Raw genomic sequence first — 22,464 nt, 5'->3', positions numbered from 1 at the left:
GAATTGACAAAAGTTTTACATTCAACCAAGCCCTTAAATCAAAGAGAGAATCTCTTGTTTTTTCATGGGAAAAACTCTTGTGGCGCCCGGGGGAAGACTCATGCCCTGGGCCCTGAGAAAAGAGGCCCGGGTACAGGCACAGGCGCCGTACAGCAGATTAAGGCCCACTTCAGCGGCAAATCTGTTTTCATGAGACTCCAGAAAAGACCCCTTTGTCCATTGATTAAACGCGCCAATGGCAGGTCCGCACCAGATCTGGTAATCCATGCGCCGCTTGGGATCGCCTTGAATGGCCCACCTGGAGGACTGGCCCAGATAGGATCTGAACACCAGGGCCATTTTATACTTGGGATCCGCCTGGGCCCTGAGAATCTCTTTTTCATTGCCCTGGGCAAGGAAAAACGATTGGGTGGACTGCCAGGCCTCTTCAAAGGTGGTCAAAAGAAATTTTTCCTGGATCTCTTTTCTTAATTTTATATCAATATCTTCAAACCGCCCATGGGTTTTGTACAATTGATAGAGTTTTTCCGCCCTCACGGCAAACAAGGTGCCCCGCTTGAGCACCTGGACCCTGGCTCCGATCTCAAACATATCCGCTGCCGGGGCCATGGCAACATCTGCCTGTTCCGCCTGGGCAAGCAGTCGCCTGATATCCTCACAAACCCCTGCTTCCACGCAGGACTGATTCACCGACCCTGTCAGCACATAGGCCGCGCCCATGCCAAAGGCTGCTGCCGTGGATTCAGGGGTGGCAATGCCGCCTGCCAGACCCACACACAAGGCAGAATCATAGTTAAATTTTTCCATATATTCTTCTTTTAAGGCAATCATGGTCGGCAACAGGGCCAGGGCAGGACGATTGTCTGTATGCCCGCCTGAATCCGCTTCTGCCGTAAGATCCTGGGCCATGGGAATCTGGGTTGCCAATTGGGCTTCTTCGGAAGTCACCCACCCGAGTTCTTTTAACTTATTCACCAGTTTTTCAGGCGGGGGTGAAAAGAACTGCCTTGCAATTTCAATTCTGGAGACCTTGGCAATGATCTGATTGGGGACCACAATCTCATTATTTTCATTCCTGTGGATTCCCTTGACCCGATAGTAGACAAGGGGCAGGGTCATCCGCATAAAGGCGGCAGCGGAAATCAAGCGAATCCCGTGGGCCAGGTAAAGGCGGACCGTTGCCATCTCATGGTCGGGATCCCCCAAGCTGTGAATCAGGTTAAACCCAAAAGGGGTGTCTTTAAGACTTGACTTAAGGTCCAAAATGGTTGACTCAATCTGCCCCAGGCCTAATCCCCCTGCCCCGAAAAAGCCGACCATCCCGTTTTCAGCCATGGTTTTGACAAGACTTGCTGAAGAGATCCCATTGGCCATGGCACCGGCCACATAGGGATAGATCAGGCCATGACGCTTTTTAAACTCCGAATCTCCGAGGTCCTGGGGCGCAATCCCAGGCAAAAACGCCTGGTTGGCAGATAAGGGAAGGGAAATTGTTTTTTCTTCGGAAAAAAAGATTTCCCCATTGGATTCTGTAATAAATCCAGATCTTCCGACCTGGGAAATGATCTTGTGTAAAACAGATTGAATTGTCATATTTTTTTAATGGCAAAAAAAGAGGGGGCCATCCCCCTAAGTTTGCTGATTCCTGCTCATTTTCGGGTTATTGATTTGGCGCACTTGTATCATAAATCAATGCAAGGAATCAATATTCATGGAGATTCTTGTAAAGATACAAAAAGAAATCCGTTAGGACGGGACTTTTGAAATCCATTTTTCAAGAACCGCAGAGAGCATTTCAGGCCGGATGGGTTTGGGGATATAATCATCCATGCCGGCATCCAGGCATTTTTGCCGGTCTTCTGCCATGGCATTGGCTGTCATGGCAATAATGGGGATATCAGGATTCAAAATGCCAGGAGAAGATTCCCGGATGATCCGGGTGGCTTCAAATCCGCCCATGACCGGCATTTGAACGTCCATGAGCACCAGGGTGTATGAGGTTTCCTTCAGCGCCCGGACAGCCTGGGCCCCGTCAAAAACAAGGTCGGCATCATATCCCAACTTTTTGAGCATTCCTTTTGCCACCTGCTGATTGATGGGGTGGTCTTCCACCAGCAACAGCTTATACCGGGCATTTTTACGGGTCTGAAGGCTGTGACGGGTGATCAGGCCGGAAGGATCTGCTTTTGTTTTCTCCTTCTGCTCTTTGATCATGACCAGGCAATTGTACAGGTCGGAATTGATAACAGGCCGGGTAAAATAAGCAGATACCCCCATCTCATGATATAAAACAGCATCGCCCCGCTGTCCCGCGGCAGAGACAACCACCAGGGAAAGCGTGGAAATCTCGTGCACTTGTTTGAGGATGCTCACCAGGGCATGGCCGTCCATATCAGGAAGGTCAGGATCAAAAATGACAAGCTCAAAGGGCTCACCTGCGGCAGCAGCCTCTTTTAGAGCTTCAATCCCCCCGGCAGCATCCTGGGTTAGACATACAGGCAAAGACCAGGATTCAAGGGTCTGCTTCATGAGTTTGCCCGAGTGGCCAACAGGGTCCATGACCAACACCTTAAATCCGACCACCCCATCGGGAGATTTAAAGGAGGGCTTTGGGTGAGATGCTTTCAACTGAATTGTAAAAGAAAACAAAGCGCCTTTTTTTTCTTCACTCTTGACCTGAATAGATCCGCCCATGAGTTCTGTTAATTGTTTGCAGATGGCAAGCCCCAGGCCTGTTCCCCCGTATTTTCTGGAATCAGAAGAGTCCACCTGGGTAAAATCCTTGAACAGCATCCCCTGCTTTTCTTGGGGGATACCAATGCCAGTATCCTGGATGGTGAACTTCATCTCAAGGTGGGTCGCAGTTTGGCTTTGGAGTTTTGTGCCCACCCGGATATGGCCCTTTGGGGTAAATTTAATGGCATTGTCCACAAGATTGGTCAAGACCTGTCGCAGGCGGCCCGGATCGCCCTTGACAAAAACAGGATTTTTAGAATCCGGTTCAAATATAAGCTGAAGTTTTTTCCCACGGGCCCGATATCCCATGGTATAAATAAAATTATTCAACAGAGTGTGAAGGTTAAACTCAACCTCTTCCAAATCCATTTTTCCGGCTTCTATTTCTGAAAAATCAAGAATATCATTGATCAGGGTCAGCAGGGATTCGCTACTCTCCTTCGCTGCCATGGCATACCCGGCCTGTTCAGAGGTCAGGGCGGTGTCCAAAAGCAGCCGGTTCATTCCCATGACACCGTTCATGGGCGTTCTGATCTCATGACTCATGGTTGCCAGAAACCGGCTTTTGGCCGCATTGGCGGTTTCCGCCCTTTCCTTGGCCTGAATTAACTGCTGGTTCATGGCTTCGGCATTTTTTTTCTGGGAGGCAATGGTGGTAAACATTTTTTTTTGTTCAAGAACCAACACCAGGATAACCCCGACTTCCATGGCCATAAATCCCAAGGGAATCATTCAAAACTCTGCCTCTATAAAATTTTGATCAAACCTTAAATCTCGAAACGCGGTAATGGCCGTGATGGAAAAAGAGACTAAAATAATGAAAGATTCCTTTCGTTTGCTCTTAAAAAAATCAACAATCAGAATCAAGGGGATGATGATCATCACCGGCCCCAAAAACCATTTTGAAATAATAAAAAACAGCGCCTTAACCTCATAAATACTTTCCCGGGTAAAAAAAAGGATACCCGCAAAGGCAACCAGGCTCAGAACGGCCAAATTTATTTTAAATTTCCGGGTCCATGTTTTGAGCTGGATAAAATCCAAAATGAAAAAACAAATGCAAACCCCAGCCGCTGAAAAACTAAACCGCGATAATTGCCATAAAAAAAGTCCGTCCCGGTCAGGGGAGGTCAACCCCATATGCAAATAAGCCATGCCCAAGAAAAGGCAGGTCAGGGAAAAATAAAAATGGCTTAAATTTTTAAACTTGTTTCCGGCCCAGAGGATGATAAGCATGAACCAGAAAAAAAACTGAGCAAAGAAAATCCAAAGGGCAGGCTGTATTGTCCAATGGAGTACCAGACTGTTTTGGAGGATACGTCTGTGGCCTTGCCCATAAAAATTTTAGGCAGGGCTGTTCTGATTTTTCTTGGAACAGCCTTAATCGTTAATCTGTTCCTACCGTCAAGGTTGAGAATTGTCCGGGAAATAAATTCACGCTCTCCATAGTATTTGTCAAGCCGGGTGTTGGAGTTCATCACACCGCTTGAGAAAACCAAATATCCGTTGACCCTTATTTCCAGGGGGTATGGGGTGGCCGGAACAAACAAGAGCAATGGGGTATTTTTAAAAAAATCCGGGATGTCAAAATCCCAGAAAAAAAACAAGCAGGCATCGTTGTCAAGCCCCTGGGGCAAGGGGCCTGACACATACTTCTGGACGCCGGGGCTGTTAAGATCCAGGTCCATTGTCATTTCTTGTTGATCTAAAGAAGAAACCAGCAGACCATAGGTTTCAGGATATATCCGCTGATCTGTTCCTGCCAGGCCAGCCTGGCACCCGGATAAAAAAAAGAATGCCCCGAAAAAAAGGGCCAGCCATCTATAATCGGTAAATTTAGTCATTTGCCATGCCCGTATTCATGACATTAAGATCTGCCAAAATTTCAGAAAAACCAGCGTTTACCCAAGGATAAAATAGAGTTAAGAACATAAAACATATCATAATTACAGGCAATTTAAAATCATAACTTGGATGACCCTGATCTACCATTCAGCACCATCTTCTTGGTTGCCTTGGTTTGCTCCTCACTGCGGAGTATGACTTATACGCCTCATTGGTCGCTCGCTTGGCGCCGCAATATGGCCCCTTGCCGGTGGCCAGGAAAGCCCGGCGTTTAATCTTGCCGGAAAATCAATTTCGCGGATGGTATCTTTGGTGCATTCTCACCAGATAATCCCTGGAAATATGGGTATAAATCTGTGTGGTTGAAATGTCAGAGTGGCCCAGCATGGTCTGGACGGATCGTAAATCTGCCCCGCCCTCCAAAAGATGGGTGGCAAACGAATGACGCAGGGTGTGGGGGGTGACCAGGGTCGATATACCCGCGGTTTGGGCATATTGTTTGATAATTTTCCAAAAAGCCTGGCGTGTCATTGGACGGTCCGCCCTTGCCACAAAAAGATACTCAGAAACAATTTGTTTTAACACCTTTGGCCGCCCAGTTTCAATCCATTGGCGAATCCTTTCTCTGGCCTTGGAACCAATGGGGATGATGCGTTCTTTTGCGCCTTTTCCCATCACCCGCACAAGACCTGAATCAAGATTGACATCCAATAATTTCAAATGAATCAACTCTGAGACCCGAAGTCCTGCGCCGTACATGATTTCCATCATGGCAATATTTCTCAACCCCTTAGGGTTTTCAGGATTGCCCGCATTCAAAAGGGCCTCGACCTGAGATACAGAAATCACCTTTGGCAGGCTCTGGCCAATTTTGGGGATGTCCACATCCTTGATGGGATTTTTCTCGATCATTTTTTCCCCGGCCAAATAGGTATAAAACCCCCTGACCGTTATGAGGTGTCTTGCCCTTGATTTGGGAGATAATCCCTTTTTCGTCAAAAAAATAAGCCAGGCCAAAATAAGGGTGGTTTCAGCCATGGCAATATCCTGGATCTTATTTTTTTCAAGAAAATTCACATACGAGACCAAATCTGAGGTATAGGCCTCAATACTGTTAGAGGACAAGCCCTTTTCAACAATGAGATAATCAATATACCCGTCTATCAAGTCATTCATATTCATCTCTATTGAAATAATTCAGAAAGACATCTGAACCCGATGGTATTGGCGGTAAAATCTGGAACAAATAATCCCCGGGAACTTATGGTAATGTTTTCCAACCCATTCCAGCCCCCTCCCTTGGCGACGTTGTAAGGCCGCTTTTCCCTGGTTTTAAAGGGGGGTAATTCCATATCAGCGGTCCATTCCATAACATTGCCCAGCATGTCCGTCATGCCGAATTCATTGGCATGGGCATCATAAAAGTCCACAGGGCTTGTTTGGGAACGTTCGGTTTTTTCAATATTCAAAGCCTTGATATCAAATTGATTTCCCCAGGGATATTTATACCCCAGATCCGTCCTTGCAGCAGCTTCCCATTCCGCCTCGGAAGGAAGCCTGCGCCCGATCCATGAGGCATAGGCAAAGGCATCTTCCACACTCACCTGGACAACCGGATGATTTCTTTTATCGTGGAGTGTGGACCCCGGACCTGACGGCTGGTACCAGCAGGCGCCTTTGACATCTTTGGATCCTGCCTGGTTTTTCCAGGATGCCGTATCCCCCTTTTTTTCATAACGGCTGTAGTAAACCACGCCAAAGCCTTTTTTCTCAGCCGTGATCACGTATCCGGTATGTTCGATAAAAATTTCAAACAGGGCATTGGTCACTGGATATTTTCCCATATAGACCAGGGGCATCTCAAATTCCTGAAGTGTGAGGCTGGATTTCAGGGCCTTTTGAGTGCCAATGGTATAAATCCCCTCTGGAATCTTCACATAGGCGTTGAATTTTTTTTCTCTTTCACCCAGGGTATCATCAAATTGTTCGGCAAGCTCCCTGGCATTTCGAAAGGCCTCCAGCGCCTCAAGTTCTTCTTCATCCAGCTCATCAACTTCCTCAAGGTCCTCATCCTCGTCAATCTCGACCTCTTCTATCTCTTCATCTTCGTCGATCTCAATTTCTTCGGCATCCTCATCCACCTCAATTTCTTCAACATCTTGGTCTTCTTCTAAAATACGGGTGCCAAGTTTACCAAGGACCTGTTTAATTTGGTTAATGATATCAATGGATTCATCCTGGGAAGCGGAAATATCAATATCTTTTAAAAAATCAGTCACGGCCTTTAAAATATCCGTGGCCTTGGCCAAATCCAGATCTCCTGTCTGGACGGCATCGGTAAAGGAGTGGAGCAGGCTGGTTTTTGCCTCCTCGGTCATGTCAAAGGTATTGGTCTCGGTTAGGGTCAGATTTTCAGAATTAAGCTCTTTTTTCGCCAGTTTTTTTAAGTCTGAATTGATTGAAGACTTTAAACTGGAAAAATTTCTCCGCTTTGATCTGATTTTAGAAAAATCGTCCCCAACATCCCATATCTGCCGGATCAGGGTGTCGGTATCAATGGACACGACCTCATTGATACTTTCTTCAGAGCGATAATAGAATTGAATGGCTTGGATGGCCCTTTGCTTGACAGATCCGGATCTATAGCCAAGATTCTCAACAACCTCGCTGATACCTGCTAATGTGATGGTTACATTGCCCAAAAAAGAGAATCTCCTTAATCTTTATGTTATAAGTGGTTTATTATGATTTATGTTATAAGTGGTTTATTATGATATATCTTAACAGCACCTGTCAAATACAGGTGCAAACAGCGGTTTCAAACTATTCCGTTGAATTTTTTTAAAAATATGCTAAAAATATACAGATATGAGCAAAGTATTGACAATTTCAGGACCGACAGGCGGATCGGGTAAAAGCGTAACCGCCTTAAACCTGTCGGTTTCCCTGGGACTATATGAAAAAAAAGTACTGCTGGTTGACTGCGATCCCCAGGGATGCGTATCAGAATGGTCCGGGGTAAACACTACGGACTATCCCTTTGATCTGGCTTCGGTACTCAACGGCAAAGCCTCTCTCATGGAGGCCATTTCAAAAACAGAATTCAACAACCTGGACATTTTACCGGCCGGATTCAGCCTGTTTGGGGTATCATTAAAGTTGTCCAGGCTGGCTGCCAACGAAAAAATTCTAAGGCTGCTGATGGAAGAGATCCAAATGGATTATGATTTCATTCTTTTGGATTGCCCCTCTTCCTATGGATTTTTAAGCATTGCAGCACAAACCGCATCTGACTGGCTTGTTGCAGCCCTGGTCCCGCGCCCGAATTGGATCAAAGATTTTTACGCCCTGCTCAAATCCATTCAGTATATCCGGCACACCCATGACACCCCCTTAAAAATTGCAGGAATCTTGTTTAACCGGTGTGATGCCACCAAGGATTTCCAAATTGGATTATCCCATCAGAACCTTTCAGACACCCGTGACTTGGTCTATGCCACCATGATCCCGGGCGACAGGGCGGTTGAAAAAGCCATAGACCAAAAAAACCCCCTTGCCCTTTATGATATCAAATCCCCGGCTGCCCAGGCATATCTGGCACTGGCCCGGGAAATCATATCAGGGCCTAACCCCAAATGAGGTGACCATTGAAGCTTACAAATCCAGAATCCATTCAGGAAAGTGAGAAAGAGTTTATTGATACCATCAATGCAGAGCTTGACTGGGATGCCATAGAACAGATGCTGCTGGACAAACACGGATTTGCTGTTCAAGAAGATGTCGACTATAAAGACGGAAACCTGATTGTTCACAATAATAAGATTGCCTATAAATTTGAATTTGAAATCAAGGTGCCCCTCTCTGTTATTTTTAACCGAAACGGAGAATGCATGGAAATATCCACACAGGGGGATGATGTTAAGCCCTTGGAAAATGATATGGCACCCATGGAAGACGATTTTGATCCAATTGAAGATCTGCCTCAAATATCTTCAGAAAAAAACAAGCCAGACAAAATGGCATCTGAGATTGCAGCCATGGTATCTGAAATCAATCAGGAAGGAGAATAAAGGATATGGAACCCGTACCGGGCAGCGACGCCAGCCAGGAGTTTGTCAGAAATCAATTGGATAAAATCCTTGCCAGGGAAATCACAGCATTTATTGACGTGGATTCCAATATGGCGATGATGTCTTTTAACCTGGCCACCATTTCCTGCATCACCATTATTGTGGAACGGGAGAGGGAAATTAAACAATACGCAGATTTTCCACCTGAGCGGTATCATCGGGAAAGCTTTTCTTCGGAACTTGTGGATATTGGACTGGAAAATGACGATCACCTTAAAAATGCCATTACCAGCAGCATGAGCGCAGGATTTATCAGCACGAATGAGGCTGGAGAACTCAAGGCGGAAATGGCCGCCTTTATGATGGCAGGATTTCTCGATTCCATGTTTCCTGGGATGCAGGGAATGAACCTGATCGCCTTTGTTCTTCAGATGAATCATGAGGTCAATTCAGGGCGAAAAAGCCTGGAACTTGCCAAACAAAGCTTTGAAACTTCCCTGAAAACCCGGGGGGTTGCGGTCACCCGCGACCATGCTGAAAAACGGGCAAGCGAGATGGTCAAAGGCGTTCACCAGGAATCTTCTGCCAAATCAAAACAAATTTCCGCCAAGCTTAAAGGTGAAAACCTGGACCGGCTGTCAAAACTGATCAAAACCAGAAAAAAAAGAACCGGGGAATACCGGGAAAAGCTCAAAATTCAGGATGTCTTTGACAAAGGGCCGAGCAAAGAGGAAATAGAAGCTCAAAAGCGTGAAATTCTCCAGGCTGAACAAGAGGCAAAAAAAGCCGCAGACCTGGCCAGGCAGTTGGCTGAAAAAGATGAAAAAATAAAAGAATCCCAGGATGCAGCCCAGGAACTGGCCCAGCAGCTTAAACGTCTGGAAGAAAAGGAAAAAGCATTAGAAACAGCCAGAGAAGAGGCCAGGCAGGCAAAGGAAAAGGCAGCGCAATTAGAGGCCAAAGAAGCCCAAATGGCTGAAAAAGAGGCCCAGCTCAAAGCCATGGAAGAGCGGATCCGCCAGATGGAGGAAAAAGAGCAGCTCAAGGCAGAGCAACAGAGCCAACAAGCAAAAGCGTCACAAGAAGATGAGGATATTGAATCCAAAATCGCCGCCTTTGAACAGGATCTGGCCATGCCCTGCCCCCTGTGCAAAATTGGAAAAGTTGAGGAAAAAACCACTGAAAAGGGAAAGGTGTTCTTCTCATGCACCCAAAGGGACTGCAGATTTGTTTCCTGGGAAAAGCCCTATCATTTTGAATGCCCCTTGTGTAAAAATCCATTTTTAACTGAAACCCTTACCCCTTCGGGAGAAAAAGGTTTAAAATGTCCCAGAGCCGCCTGTGCCTATACCCAAAACAACCTGCTGGAACCCAGCCAGCATATAGCAGCGGCAGCAGAGGCGGCAAAACCCAAAAAGAAAAAGAAAATCGTAAGAAGAAAAAAGAGGCGGTAATGGAAATGCCATTTATGGATGACCGGCTTGGGCATATTTATGCAAAAGTCAGGCAGGGCTCCCGTCTTTCAAAGGAAGACGGGATTTGTCTTTATGAGACCCAGGATCTTTTGGGGCTTGGACAAATCGCAGATCATGCAAGGCAGGCCCGACACGGGAAAAAAGCCTTTTATATTTATAACCAGCATCTCAATTACACCAATATCTGTAAAAACCGGTGTAAATTCTGCGCCTATGCCAAGGACAACGGCGAAAAAGGGTCTTATATCTGGTCTGCAGAACAGATCAAAAAACGACTGCTGGAACGAATTGACGAGCCTGTGTCTGAACTCCACATTGTGGGCGGCCTTAACGAAGACCTTGATTTCAACTATTTCATAGACTTGCTCAAAACCGTAAAGCAGGTCCGTCCCAATGCCACCATCAAGGCCTTTACCTGTGTTGAGATTGACTATTTATCAAATTTGTCCGGATTAAGCCTTGAACAGACCGTTGAAAAATTAAGGCAGGCCGGACTGGACATGATGCCGGGAGGCGGGGCCGAGGTTCTGAACACCAGAATCCATGATGCCCTTTTCCCCAAAAAAATAGGCCACAAAAGGTGGCTTAAAATTGTCAAAACGGTTCACCAGGCAGGTATCAAAACCAATGCTACCCTTTTGTACGGCCATATTGAAACCATGGAGGAACGGGTGGATCACCTTCTTGCCCTCAGAGAAATCCAGGATGAGACCCAAGGGTTTTCAGCCTTTATTCCCCTGGCCTTTCATTCTCAAAATACAAAACTTGACCACCTGCCTCCCACCACTGCCATGGACGATCTCAAAAACATAGCTGTTGCCCGGCTGCTTTTGGATAATTTTGATCATATCAAAGCCTATTGGGTGATGATCGGAGAAGCCTTGGCCCAGGTCGCCCTGAACTTTGGTGCCGATGACCTGGACGGCACCATCATTGAGGAACGCATTACCCATACGGCCGGTGCTAAATCAGCCAAAGGCCTGCCCCAAAAAGAGATGGAAAAGATGATCAGGCGCGCCGGATTTGAACCTGTCCAGCGGGATTCCTTTTATAACCCCGTCAAAGGATGACCCCCAAAAAAAGCGAAGCAAACGATGAGACTAGAACCAATTATTGACAAAATAAATGCAGGGCAGCGAATAGACGCCCGGGAGGCCCTTGACCTTTTTCATGGGGCTGATCTTTTAACCATGGGCCGACTGGCCAACCAGAAACGCTTTGATCATCACCCTGAACACCAAGTGACCTTTGTGGTGGACCGGAATATCAATTATACCAATATCTGTGTCTCCGGGTGCAGATTCTGCGCCTTTTATGCGGTTCCGGGCTCAGACAACGGGTATATCCTGAGCCAAAAAGAAATTGGGGATAAAATCCAGGAAACCCTGGATCTGGGTGGAACCCAGATCCTTTTGCAGGGCGGAATGCACCCGGACCTGGAGATCGATTTTTATGTGGACATGCTCGAGTTTATCAAAAAAAATTATCCCATCCACGTTCATGGATTTTCCCCTCCTGAAATTAATTTTATTGCCCGCAAATCAAAATTGACCATTGAACAGACCGTTGAAATCCTTAAAAAGGCCGGGCTTGACTCCATCCCGGGTGGGGGGGCTGAAATTTTGTGTGATGAGATACGTCAAAAAGCCTCCCCCAACAAATGCGGGGCTAAGGCCTGGCTTGAGGTCATGAGAAAGGCCCATAAGGCGGGTATGCGCTCCTCTGCCACCATGATGTTCGGTCATCTGGAACAAGATATCCACATCATTGAACACCTGGCAAAAATAAGGGCGCTTCAGGATGAAACCAAAGGATTTACCGCCTTTATCCCCTGGACCTTTCAACCCCAAAATACCCGAATCAATGTACCCAAAACCACCAGTGCAGAATACCTCAAGGTCCTGGCCCTAAGCCGTATCTTTCTGGACAATATCGATAATGTCCAGGCGTCCTGGGTCACCCAGGGAGACAAAATCGCACAATTGGCCTTATTTTTCGGGGCCAATGACATGGGATCCACCATGATTGAAGAAAATGTGGTGAAATCCGCCGGGGTGGATTTCATGCTCCCGGAACAAGAGCTTCGCCGCCTGATTGAAACCGCAGGCTTTGAAGCCTGTCAGCGGGACTGTTATTACACTCTTTTATGAACCAGCCAGGGTCTTTCATATCTTTTTTTAACCCTGTTGAGGGATGCTTTCATTCCCGATGGATACTCCAGGGATCAGGCAAAATATTTGAAAACAGATATATTGTGATCGAAAACAACCGCATCAAGTCTGTTTTGGCAACAAAACCCAAAGGAAAAATAAAAGAGCTTGGCAATGGGGTGATTATTCCGGCACTGGTCAATGCCCATGTGCACTTGGAATTATCCGCACTTGAAACTGACCTGGCATTTGACCAGGGGTTTACTGCCTGGGTCCGGCAATTGCTGAACAAACGGGATAATTTGGGCGAAAACAGATTAAGACAAGCCGCCAATAGGGCAGCCAAAGGTCTCAAAGCGCTTGGCACTGGAATTATCGGGGAAATATCCACCCTGGGCATTACCCGGGATTTGGTTCAAAAAAACGGCTTGTCCGGTATCTGGTTTCAAGAATGCTTGGGCGGGGCCATACCCAAAGATATCCTTCCCAAGGCCCAGGATCTTATCAAAAACAATCTTTTTTTTTCCATGGCAGGTCATGCCCCCCATACATGTTCACCTGATCTGCTGGGCCGATTAAAAACCCAAACCGCGGCCCAGGGCCTTGTCTTTTCCATCCACTTGGCTGAATCCTGCGAGGAATCCGAATTTCTGGATAAAGGAAAAGGATTGTGGGCGGATTTTTTATTATCCCGGAAAATTGACATCCGGAACTGGCCTGTGGGCAATACCACTCCGGTGGGCTATTTACATAAACTTGGAATTCTGGATTCAGCAACCCTTGGAGTGCATCTGCTTCATTTAAATGCCAAAGATATTGACATCCTGGCAGATACGGGCACCCAAATTTGTCTTAGCCCCAGAAGCAATGAAAATCTTCATCAACGGCTCCCGGATATAGAAAAAATGCTGAAAAAAGGTCTTGACCCTGCCCTTGGAACAGACAGCCTTGCGTCCTGCGCATCCTTGAGCCTATTTGACGAAATGGCATTTGTCAGGACCCACTACCCAAATATCAAACCTGAAACCATTTTCAATATGGCAACCATCAACGGGGCAAAAGCCCTTGGCCTTGACCATAAATTTGGCTGCCTTGCCCCGGGAAAAGCGTCCTGTTTTGTATACCTGGACATGGATGTTCCCAACAAAAATCAACTTTTAGAAAGACTGACCTGGAATGAAATCTAAACTTTTAATGGGTAAAATTACCTATATCAACGCCTCCCCTGTTTACTACGGCCTTGACAATGGCATGCAGCCCCCATGGATGACCCTTGTGCCGGATGTGCCTGCGGCTTTGAACCATAAGATCAAAACCGGACAAATTGACATAAGCCCAATATCTGCGGCCTTTTACGCCATGAACCACAAGGATCTTCTGATCCTTCCCAACCTTTCAATCTCCTGCCACGGTAAGGTTTTAAGCGTAATCTGCGCCAGCAATTATCCTTTGGATGAATTGACCGAAAAATCTATCATGTTTTCCAATGAATCCGCATCCGGGGCATCATTTCTAAAAATGATATTTGCCCAGCGCAACATTGTTCCCCGGTTCAAGATAGGCAATGTCGGGGATATCACCAAGGTGCCCGATGACATTGATGCGGTCATGGTAATCGGGGATGCCGCCCTGACCCAGCCATGGGATCAGCGGTTCAAATACAGGCTTGATCTGGGCAGTATCTGGCATGAAATGACAGGCCTGCCATTTGTATTTGCCCTTTGGGTAGTGAGAAAAACCTTTGCCCAACAGCATCCTGAACGGGTCAGGGCAGCCCATGATCTGCTTTTGGCATCCAAAACAAAAGGATATGAAAACCTGGAAACAATTATTGGGGCCGGACAAAAAAAACTGGCACTGCCCTATGATTTGATAAAGACCTATTATGATCTGCTCATCTGTGACCTGGATTCTTTAAAAATAAAAGCCATGGGCCTGTTTTTCGATTCTCTTTTTGACCAGGACATTTTAAGGCAGAAATCTGAAATCCGTTTTTTCGATCCTATCAGATAATCTGTGTATTAAAAGAAGATCTCTTGACCTGCCCAGGTTTTTTTGCATAGTATCAAAATACACAAGGTCACAAAATTTGCTCGTTCCCATTCATATGGCGATTTTGGGCCGGCGTTGATCTGCACCAGGATAATATGCAAAATAACCTGCTGAACCGGAAAAAGGAGATTTTCATAGCAGAAAACAAACGGCGCGAATTCATCAAAAAGGTAGGCCTTGGGGCAGCTTCAGTCGGCGTTGCAGGTGTTGCAGGGGTTTTAGGCGGCCAAACAAAAACCAAATCTTCCTTGCCACCAAAGGCGGCAAGTTTAAATGTCTGCAAACCAAAATCCATTCAATGGGAAATGGTCACAACCTGGCCGGCTCACTTTCCCATCCTCGGACAGGGTGCAGACCGGTTTGCCAGATGGGTGGACGAGATGAGCTGCGGCCGGCTCAAAATCAAGGTCTATGGAAGCGGTGAACTTGTTGCCCCCATGGAGGTATTTGACACGGTCAGCCAGGGCAATGCCCAGATGGGACATGGGGCCGCCTATTTCTGGACCCAGACCTCTTTGGCAGCCCAATTTTTTGCCAGTGTCCCCTTTGGGTTCAATGCCCAGCAAATGAATGCCTGGCTCTATTCCGGAGGCGGAATGGCGCTCTGGAATGAAATTTATGCCCCATTTAATCTCAAGCCTTTTATTGCTGGAAATACCGGGGTTCAAATGGGCGGCTGGTTTAACAAAAAAATCAATTCCATGGCCGATTTCAAGGGATTAAAAATGAGAATCCCGGGCCTGGGAGCCAAAGTGCTTGAGCGAGCCGGCGGAAAACCAATGATAGCAGCCGGGGACCACATATATGCCAGCCTGACCAAAGGGACGATGGATGCCGCAGAATGGCTCGGACCTTTCCATGATTTAAAAATGGGGTTTCACAAAACAGCCAAGTATTATTACTACCCGGGCTGGCACGAGGCCGGCACCGGTATAGAAACCATGGTAAACCAGGATGCCTGGAACCTGCTGCCACAGGATTTAAAAGCCATTGTTGAGGCAGCGGCATACAAATCCAATATCTGGATGCTCTCTGAATTTGAATCCAAAAATACCCGGGCACTTCATGAGCTTGTCACCCGTCATCAGGTTCAACTCAAAAAATTCCCGGACCCGGTGCTCAAAAATCTGGAAAAAATATCTTTGGAGGTATTAGAACAGATGGCCTCGTCTGATCCTTTGACCAGAAAAGTTTATGACTCCTTTTTAAATTTCAGAGACCAGATGACGGTCTGGAACAAAACAGGGCAGAACATCTGCCAGGGCAATCATTATATTTGATACAAGCCCTTGAACAAAAAGCCCAAAACCGATTGCCCTAAATTTAACTTAATCTTTTGGGCTGTTTTGATTTTACAGGAGGCAGAACAAAAGTAAAGGTGGTTCCCTGGGATTGAGATGAGACAAAGGAAATCTTTCCCTTTAAATCAGTGATGTCCGGTTAGGTTTTTGCTTGCTCAATAATTTTTTGATCTTTGACAATATTGTCCCTGTTTGAACTATGAGAGCCCTGCTCCTCGCAGCCAAACAGGTCATTTAGAATGGCGGTTCGCAGCTGCCGAACTCTTTTGATCGTGACCTTTTCATTAAACTGTTTTTGGCAATGGATTGCCAGTAACAGGTAAGTGATAAGGCCGCCAAGAATCTGAACCATAAGGCCGTATTCACTGCGGGCAATGAGATGATATACCTTCAGATGTTCTTTCCACCATTTGAAAAAATCCTCAATGGTCCACCGGAGTTTATAAATTGTTGCTATTTGTTCCGCTGTTAAATCATGCCTGTCAGTTGCCACATAGTATTTGACGCCAGCAATTTTATAGCCAACAACCCGAACAGGCCTTTTCGTCTGGTTTTGATTCGGAGTACCAAGTTTAACCAGTGCATCATAAAAAATGTAGCTGTCGGAAGGGGTCTCGTGGTTATCAATAATTGTTCTTGTTGTCCTGGTTTTTATACGGCAGACAAAATGTTTGCCTTGCTCCTGAAGCAGGTCAAATTCTTTATGGGATTGATATCCACGATCCATAACACCTGTTTGCCCCTTGGAAAGTATTTTGGGAACAAAGGTGCGTTCAGCGCCGTTGCCTTCAGTCAAAAAGATTTTGTTTGGGATTCCGTGATTAATGTCAAATCCGCAATGTACTTTGGCTTTTTTACTTCCTTTTCTGTAGTTCGCCCAGTGCATTGAAAGGACTGCATTTATGAGACTACCGTCAATGGAAACCAACTCTCCTAACTCGGCGTGTTCACCCGGATGACACTCAAGAGCCTGTTTATAAAGATCCTCAAAGATAAATTGCAGTTGTTCGAGTCCCCTGTGATTGATGGCTTCACAGAAACTACTACGGCTGATACCACCGTCTGGCGCAATATTTTCTTTAGCAAAAACATTCTCCTTGAGATCCTGAATTAAATGTCGGGCAGACTTGTGCTCCTGAAGATGGAAATAAACCAAAGCATTTATCTGGTCTTCGAATGTCATTTTTAAAGGGCGGTCTCCTCGAGATTGTAATTCCGGTGCTTTTGAAAGTGACTTTATCAGAGGGCACCTGAAATTGTCAAAGTTCAGGGACCGTAGTTGTTTTTTAGGGACTGAGATGTGCGTCATTTGAGCTCCTTGAGTTAAGTTTTCAAGGCGCACAAAAATTTTTACGCACATTTGTCAACACAAAACAGACTGTTTTTTCAATGATTTTAGATGCTTTTTATATGCAACAACCTAACCGGACACTACTGCCTTTAAATAGGATTCCCCGAACAATTTCATGGAATAGGTACCCAACCCCCTGCCGTTTCCCTCTTTGGAACTAAAATACCGCTGAAATATCCGTTTTTGGATCGGCTTTGGAATGGGGGACTGATTCCAGACACGCCAGATCATTTGCCCATTGACGCCTGCCTCTAATTCAATTTTGATCTCTCCGTTTTCAGGGGTGGCTTCAAGTGCATTGATCACCATATTGCCCAGAATTCTTGACAAAAGCAAAGGGTCGGTATCCAGAATATGGTCCTAATCCGGCCAGGACGACACGATTTTTTTACCGTAGGAGGCCTTGTGCCCACGAATGACCGAATCCAGACTTTTTTTAACCTGACTCAAGGATACGGCGCAATTGGAGGGGCGATATGTGGCATCCCTGTGGTGGGAAAAATCTTTTTGAATGAAAATTTCACTGACAAGCTGTTTAATGGATTTACGTATGGATGTAATTTCCTGCCGATTTGGCCATCTCATTTCCAAAAGCTGGGCATTGCCGTAAAGCGCGGTAAGGGTATTGTTGATATCATGGAAAAACACCCGGTCCCCATTCAGCCAGAATTGCTGCTGCGTCACATCCTGGGCATAAAACAATATCCATTTGTTTCCATCCACCCCAAAGGGCTTTGCCCTGACCTGGAGGCAGATGTCAGAGACCTGACCATTCTTGTCAGATACCAAAGCACAGAGCTGTTCATCTTCCTTTTCATGACTGATGGCAGACATCATGGCAATGGCCGCACCGCAAGATTCACAATGCTCGGTTGTGCCGCAGCCTCCCGGCTGATCATGGGCATGGATACAGTGTAAGCTCTCCCCTAAACGAAGGCCCAGGACATCGGCAATGTCAGAAACTCCCAAACTTTCCAAAAAGGCATGGTTTAAAGCAACGATCTGCCGATCCTGGTTAAGCACGACCAGAATCCCGCCGGATGTTTCAAGCAGGGCATTCATCACCGGGCTGTGACTGATCTCGATAACTTGATTTCTTAATTCTCGTCGATCTGTTCTTTTGGCAGGTGCAAAGTATGTATCCATAATATTTTTCTTTTGAGACTGATAAGAGAAGGATAGTAACACAGCAAAATTCTGTCAATAAAAAATCCGGATATCCTAAATTGCGGATGGCCGGATTTATGAGGGCAGGTTCACAGATGAACCCTTCTAATACAAAAAAAAAGCATCTTAACGTGGTCGGGATGAGAGGATTTGAACCTCCGGCCCCTGCGTCCCGAACGCAGTGCTCTACCAGACTGAGCCACATCCCGACGTAAAGACAGTTTTAAATATACTAAAATCCTACAAAAGTCAATTTAGAAAATATCTTCTTTTATAATGGTTGCCTCCCTGCCGGGTCCAACAGATACAATCTTAATTTTAACGTTGACCAATTTTGAAACCCTATCCAGGTATGCCTTTGCCTTTTCAGGTAGTTTCTCATATTCGGTAATGCTTGAGGTGTCCTGCTTCCATCCGGGGTGAGTCTCGTAAACCGGGGTGCAATTTTCAAGCACCTTAATTTCAGGTGGAAAATTTTCAATGAGTTTTCCATTGTTTTCATACCCGGTGCAGATTTTTATTTCATCCAGATCATCCAGAACATCCAGTTTGGTGATGGCAAGACCTGTCAGGCTGTTCAAACGGGCGGCATTTTTCAAGACCACCATGTCCAGCCATCCGCACCGCCGTTTACGTCCGGTAGTGGCACCGAATTCTGAACCTGTTTTCTGAATTTTGTCTCCGATTTCATCAAAGAGTTCCGTTGGAAACGGGCCTGCCCCGACTCGTGTGGTATAGGCTTTGACAATACCGATAATTTCGTTTAGCTGTCCCGGACCGACACCGGAGCCATTGGCCGCGTTTCCAGATACAGTTGAAGAGGAGGTCACAAAAGGATAGGTGCCGTGTTCAATGTCCAGATGAGTTCCCTGGGCACCTTCAAACAACACGGTTTTACCCTGGCCGATATTTTCAAACAAGGAAACAGAGACATCAGAGATATAGGGAAGAAGTCTTTCTCTGACATCCATGAACTGATCAATCACCTGTTCAGGCGCCATGGGGTCTGTTTTAAAATAATGTTTAAGGTAAAAATTTTTCTCTTCCATTATGGTTCTTACTTTTTCCTTGAACAACTCCAGATCCAAAAGGTCGCAAAACCGAATTCCCCTGCGGGTGGCCTTGTCTTCATAACATGGACCAATACCCCGGCCCGTGGTGCCGATCTTGTCTTTTCCTTTTTTCTCTTCCCTGGCCTTATCAATTTCCTGGTGATAGGGCATGATAATGTGGGCCCGGTTGCTGATTTCAAGCATCTCAGGAGAAACATCAATATTATTGTCGGTCAAATAATCAATTTCATCTAAAAGGACAAAGGGGTCAACAACCACCCCGTTCCCAATATAACACTTTTTCTGCTGGATGATGCCGGAAGGAATCAAGTGGCTGATAATTTCTTTTCCATTGACCACCATGGTATGCCCTGCATTATTCCCCCCTTGAAATCGGACCACGCAATCAGCATGTTCGCTGAGCAGGTCTACAATTTTTCCTTTTCCCTCATCCCCCCACTGGGTTCCGACAACAACTGTATTAGTCACGATGTCTCCTTTTTTTTCTAAAAAAATCTTTCATAAGCGCTTTTGTTTCTTGTTCACATATGCCTGAAACCACCTCAGGGTTATGGTTTAACCGATGATCTGATCCCATTTGGTATAAAGAAAGGGCGGCCCCCCACTTTGGGTCGGATGCACCAAAAACCACACGGCCAATTCGGGCATGAATAATGGCCCCCATACACATGATACAAGGTTCAATGGTCACATAAATGCTGGTCTGTGTCAGGCGGTAATTATTCACACGACCGCAGGCCAGGCGTATGGCAACTATTTCCGCATGGCTTGTGGGGTCCTGGGTTGATATGGGGCAGTTAAACCCCTGACCAATGACCCCCTGGCTCTCATCCACAACAACAGCCCCCACCGGGACTTCATCAATTGCTTCTGCTTTTTTTGCCTCTTTAATGGCAAGCATCATGTAGTATTCATCATTCATATTCCAACCTTCTTTTATATAAGCCTTTTCCCTTGAGGTCAAATCATTATCAACTAGGTAGAAAAAAATAATAAAATACAATTTCCCCTGATTGAACTTTAAAATTGGGTTTGTTAATTTTATGAACACACTTCTTTGAACAAAACAAACCATCCAGGGACTCAAGACCATTGACTATTCTACGATCCGGTATTGACCGGCGAAGCAATATCAACCGGCGCCATATGGCTCTTTCACCCAAATCTGAAAGACGGTCAGCAGAACGGCGTGAACAAGGAGAGCGTCGAGAAAAATGGGTCCGCTGCTCCCAATGGCGCTCCATTGATCTTGACCAAATGAATCAATATTTCTGGCATTGCCTGAACTAAAAATATCCTTTGGAAATAACCAATAAAATTCCTTGATATCTCCATAAAAGGCTGATATATATGTCTGGTTGTTTGTATTTTTGCGCGCCCGTAGCTCAGCTGGATAGAGTATCTGACTACGAATCAGGGGGTCGCAGGTTCGAATCCTGCCGGGCGCGCCAATGATATCAAGGTTTTTCAGCTTTTAGGTTAAAGCCTTTCTTAGTTTATTCTTGTGTTCATTTTTGAATTTTTTCAAAATGTATAGACATTGTCGAATTATCATTCCACAATTTACAAAATATTACCAAAAAACATCTCTCCTGCAAAATGAGTGGGTTCCTCTTTTAAGATGCAAAATCATATGGTAGGGTCAGCCTTATGAAAATCCTTCATATTTTAAGTCAGATGCCAGATTTTACAGGGTCTGGAAAGACTACCCAGGCCATCATCAAGCAGGCAGAAGCCAAAGGCCACAAAAATTTTTTGGTCGCCGGTATCCAGGACAAATTTGAAATGGATCACTCGTTACTTCCACCGGGCCATACTAAATTTGTCCGGTTCAACAATAAAGCCCTGAACTTCCCCTTGCCAGGCATGAGCGATATCATGCCCTACCCAAGCACGGTGTTTGCCTCAATGGGACCAGAACGTCTAAAAAAATATGAAACAGCCTTTAAAACGGCTATTCAAAATGCCCGGGATACATTCAAACCGGACATCATTCATACTCATCACCTCTGGATTGTCTCCATGATTGCTAGAGAAGTGTTTCATGACCGACCCGTGGTAACCTCCTGTCACGGTACCTGCCTGCGCCAAGTTTCTTTGTGTCCAGATCTAAAACCTAAAATAAGAAAATTTATCACAAAAAGTGATGGTATCCTTTGTCTGAGCCGGCACCAGAGGCATCAAATTTTAGCCCTCCAAGGGCTGGATTTGGAAAAACTTCATCTAATTGGCGCAGGATTTGACAATAAACTGTTTTACCCGGGACCTAAGACGAACCAAGGACCGATTGATGTTCTTTATGCGGGGAAATTGAGCCGCGCTAAAGGAGTGCCATGGCTCCTGAAATCCCTAAAAAAAATTTCGTCCCTAAACTATCGCCTCCATTTGGCCGGATCCGGTAACGGCAGAGAAGAAAAAGAGTGCTTAGACCTTGCAAAGTCCCTTGGAGACCGGGTTATTGTTCACGGCCCTTTGCCCCACAATGACCTGGCACGTCTGATGAGACAATCCCATCTTTTTGTTCTCCCCTCCTTTTTTGAAGGCCTGCCTCTGGTGCTCATGGAAGCATTGTCCTCGGGCTGCCGGATTCTGACCACGGCCCTTCCAGGAACCAGGGAAATTTTTGGCCATGCGCAATCCTCAATGGTTGATTTTTTAGAACTACCGCCTCTAAAGAGAATAGATCAACCCTTTGATAAAGATATGCCTGCGTTGGTGCAAACACTTTCAAACGCGATAACAAACAGTATTAAAAAGGCAAAAAAAAATAGACAGCCGGATATGGAACAGGCCAATGAAATTTCAAATGCCTATACCTGGGAAAAGGTATTTGCAAGAATCGAAAAAATATACAATAATTTAAATTAAAAAAGCCCTGACCATATTTCTATGATCAGGGCTTTTAAAGAATAATCCGGCGGCGTTCTACTCTCCCACACAGTCTCCCATGCAGTACCATCGACGCTAAGGCGCTTAACTTCCGTGTTCGAGATGGGTACGGGTGTGGCCGCCTTGCCATTGCCACCGGATTAAAATGGCTGGATCTTGGAACTTCTGAATGATGTTCTTCTACATGTCCCAGGAATCCTAATTTGTTATCTGTTGTAGTAAATTCAATATGTCTGCATTAAAGCGTTTAATCTTGTTTATGGAAAAAAGTGGCTAAGCCTCACGACCTATTAGTACCAGTTAGCTGAACATGTTACCATGCTTACACACCTGGCCTATCAACCTCGTAGTCTTC

General features: G+C 45.8%; 21 protein-coding genes, 2 tRNA genes and 2 rRNA genes (1 of these 25 only partly in view). 11 read left to right on the top strand and 14 right to left on the bottom strand.

The features are described from left to right. Positions 1-33: 33 nt before the first annotated feature. The 6 genes from HUN05_13230 to HUN05_13205 all read right to left on the bottom strand — a co-directional run bounded on the left by HUN05_13230 (position 34) and on the right by HUN05_13205 (position 7,283). Complete coding sequence (locus HUN05_13230) at positions 34-1,593, bottom strand: PfaD family polyunsaturated fatty acid/polyketide biosynthesis protein (GenBank protein ID WDP85977.1); 1,560 nt, start codon at positions 1,591-1,593, stop codon at positions 34-36. A gap of 153 nt (positions 1,594-1,746) precedes the next feature. After that, positions 1,747-3,468, bottom strand: a complete 1,722-nt coding sequence (locus HUN05_13225) for a response regulator (protein WDP85976.1) — start codon at positions 3,466-3,468, stop codon at positions 1,747-1,749. After that, positions 3,469-3,732 carry a hypothetical protein gene (locus tag HUN05_13220; protein WDP85975.1) on the bottom strand — a complete coding sequence of 88 codons (264 nt, stop codon included), beginning with the start codon at positions 3,730-3,732 and terminating at the stop codon, positions 3,469-3,471. A 197-nt stretch (positions 3,733-3,929) separates the two neighbouring features. After that, positions 3,930-4,580: a hypothetical protein gene (locus HUN05_13215; GenBank protein ID WDP85974.1), complete on the bottom strand. Its 651-nt coding sequence runs from the start codon at positions 4,578-4,580 to the stop codon at positions 3,930-3,932. 289 nt (positions 4,581-4,869) lie between these two features. Continuing rightward, on the bottom strand, positions 4,870-5,757 hold the full coding sequence (gene xerD / locus HUN05_13210) for a site-specific tyrosine recombinase XerD (protein WDP85973.1): 888 nt from the start codon (positions 5,755-5,757) through the stop codon (positions 4,870-4,872). A gap of 8 nt (positions 5,758-5,765) precedes the next feature. After that, positions 5,766-7,283: an SUMF1/EgtB/PvdO family nonheme iron enzyme gene (locus tag HUN05_13205; GenBank protein ID WDP85972.1), complete on the bottom strand. Its 1,518-nt coding sequence runs from the start codon at positions 7,281-7,283 to the stop codon at positions 5,766-5,768. Positions 7,284-7,449: 166 nt separating this feature from the next. On the opposite strand from HUN05_13205, the gene HUN05_13200 reads away from it, so the two are divergent. The 8 genes from HUN05_13200 to HUN05_13165 all read left to right on the top strand — a co-directional run bounded on the left by HUN05_13200 (position 7,450) and on the right by HUN05_13165 (position 15,608). After that, on the top strand, positions 7,450-8,220 hold the full coding sequence (locus HUN05_13200; GenBank protein ID WDP85971.1) for a ParA family protein: 771 nt from the start codon (positions 7,450-7,452) through the stop codon (positions 8,218-8,220). 8 nt (positions 8,221-8,228) lie between these two features. Further along, on the top strand, positions 8,229-8,651 hold the full coding sequence (locus tag HUN05_13195; protein WDP85970.1) for a hypothetical protein: 423 nt from the start codon (positions 8,229-8,231) through the stop codon (positions 8,649-8,651). Between the two features lie 5 nt (positions 8,652-8,656). Next, positions 8,657-10,105: a DNA topoisomerase I gene (locus HUN05_13190; protein ID WDP85969.1), complete on the top strand. Its 1,449-nt coding sequence runs from the start codon at positions 8,657-8,659 to the stop codon at positions 10,103-10,105. Then, entirely contained in the window at positions 10,105-11,196 is a 1,092-nt protein-coding gene (mqnE, locus tag HUN05_13185) for an aminofutalosine synthase MqnE (GenBank protein WDP85968.1), read from the top strand. Before HUN05_13190 ends, mqnE begins: the two co-directional genes overlap by 1 nt. Positions 11,197-11,220: 24 nt before the next feature. Continuing rightward, the gene (mqnC, locus tag HUN05_13180; GenBank protein ID WDP85967.1) at positions 11,221-12,276 is read left to right on the top strand and encodes a dehypoxanthine futalosine cyclase; all 1,056 of its coding nucleotides are present in this window, start codon (positions 11,221-11,223) and stop codon (positions 12,274-12,276) included. Positions 12,277-12,380: 104 nt separating this feature from the next. Next, positions 12,381-13,463 carry an amidohydrolase family protein gene (locus HUN05_13175; GenBank protein ID WDP85966.1) on the top strand — a complete coding sequence of 361 codons (1,083 nt, stop codon included), beginning with the start codon at positions 12,381-12,383 and terminating at the stop codon, positions 13,461-13,463. Positions 13,464-13,470: 7 nt separating this feature from the next. Further along, positions 13,471-14,289 carry a menaquinone biosynthesis protein gene (locus HUN05_13170; protein ID WDP88055.1) on the top strand — a complete coding sequence of 273 codons (819 nt, stop codon included), beginning with the start codon at positions 13,471-13,473 and terminating at the stop codon, positions 14,287-14,289. A gap of 134 nt (positions 14,290-14,423) precedes the next feature. Next, entirely contained in the window at positions 14,424-15,608 is a 1,185-nt protein-coding gene (locus HUN05_13165; protein WDP85965.1) for a TRAP transporter substrate-binding protein, read from the top strand. A 160-nt stretch (positions 15,609-15,768) separates the two neighbouring features. On the opposite strand, the gene HUN05_13160 is transcribed toward HUN05_13165, so the two are convergent. From HUN05_13160 to HUN05_13135, 6 genes are all read right to left on the bottom strand, one after another. Beyond that, entirely contained in the window at positions 15,769-16,938 is a 1,170-nt protein-coding gene (locus HUN05_13160) for an IS4 family transposase (GenBank protein WDP88054.1), read from the bottom strand. Positions 16,939-17,049: 111 nt separating this feature from the next. Continuing rightward, positions 17,050-17,310 (bottom strand): sensor histidine kinase, encoded by a 261-nt coding sequence (locus HUN05_13155; GenBank protein ID WDP85964.1) that lies wholly within the window; start codon positions 17,308-17,310, stop codon positions 17,050-17,052. A 30-nt stretch (positions 17,311-17,340) separates the two neighbouring features. After that, on the bottom strand, positions 17,341-18,126 hold the full coding sequence (locus tag HUN05_13150) for a PAS domain-containing protein (GenBank protein ID WDP85963.1): 786 nt from the start codon (positions 18,124-18,126) through the stop codon (positions 17,341-17,343). Between the two features lie 153 nt (positions 18,127-18,279). After that, positions 18,280-18,356: transfer RNA gene (locus HUN05_13145), tRNA-Pro, on the bottom strand. Positions 18,357-18,401: 45 nt separating this feature from the next. After that, positions 18,402-19,688: an adenylosuccinate synthase gene (locus HUN05_13140; protein ID WDP85962.1), complete on the bottom strand. Its 1,287-nt coding sequence runs from the start codon at positions 19,686-19,688 to the stop codon at positions 18,402-18,404. After that, a complete protein-coding gene (locus tag HUN05_13135; GenBank protein ID WDP85961.1) occupies positions 19,681-20,142 on the bottom strand; it encodes a nucleoside deaminase in 462 nt (153 codons plus the stop codon). The genes HUN05_13140 and HUN05_13135 overlap by 8 nt, the downstream gene beginning before the upstream one ends. A gap of 170 nt (positions 20,143-20,312) precedes the next feature. Here HUN05_13135 and HUN05_13130 point away from each other — a divergent pair, with 170 nt between their 5' ends. The 3 genes from HUN05_13130 to HUN05_13120 all read left to right on the top strand — a co-directional run bounded on the left by HUN05_13130 (position 20,313) and on the right by HUN05_13120 (position 22,088). Then, positions 20,313-20,510 (top strand): hypothetical protein, encoded by a 198-nt coding sequence (locus HUN05_13130; GenBank protein ID WDP85960.1) that lies wholly within the window; start codon positions 20,313-20,315, stop codon positions 20,508-20,510. 84 nt (positions 20,511-20,594) lie between these two features. After that, positions 20,595-20,671 (top strand) — tRNA-Arg (locus HUN05_13125). A gap of 199 nt (positions 20,672-20,870) precedes the next feature. Continuing rightward, positions 20,871-22,088 carry a glycosyltransferase family 4 protein gene (locus HUN05_13120; GenBank protein ID WDP85959.1) on the top strand — a complete coding sequence of 406 codons (1,218 nt, stop codon included), beginning with the start codon at positions 20,871-20,873 and terminating at the stop codon, positions 22,086-22,088. A 44-nt stretch (positions 22,089-22,132) separates the two neighbouring features. Here HUN05_13120 and rrf read toward each other — a convergent pair. After that, positions 22,133-22,249: ribosomal RNA gene (gene rrf / locus HUN05_13115) — 5S ribosomal RNA — on the bottom strand. A gap of 122 nt (positions 22,250-22,371) precedes the next feature. Continuing rightward, positions 22,372-22,464, bottom strand: a 23S ribosomal RNA gene (locus tag HUN05_13110) (it continues 2,894 nt past the right edge of the window).

Source organism: Desulfobacter sp. (genome assembly GCA_028768545.1).
GTDB lineage: Bacteria > Desulfobacterota > Desulfobacteria > Desulfobacterales > Desulfobacteraceae > Desulfobacter.
Note: the sequence above shows the minus strand (reverse complement) of the source record. Positions and strands in the feature narration are given on the sequence as shown.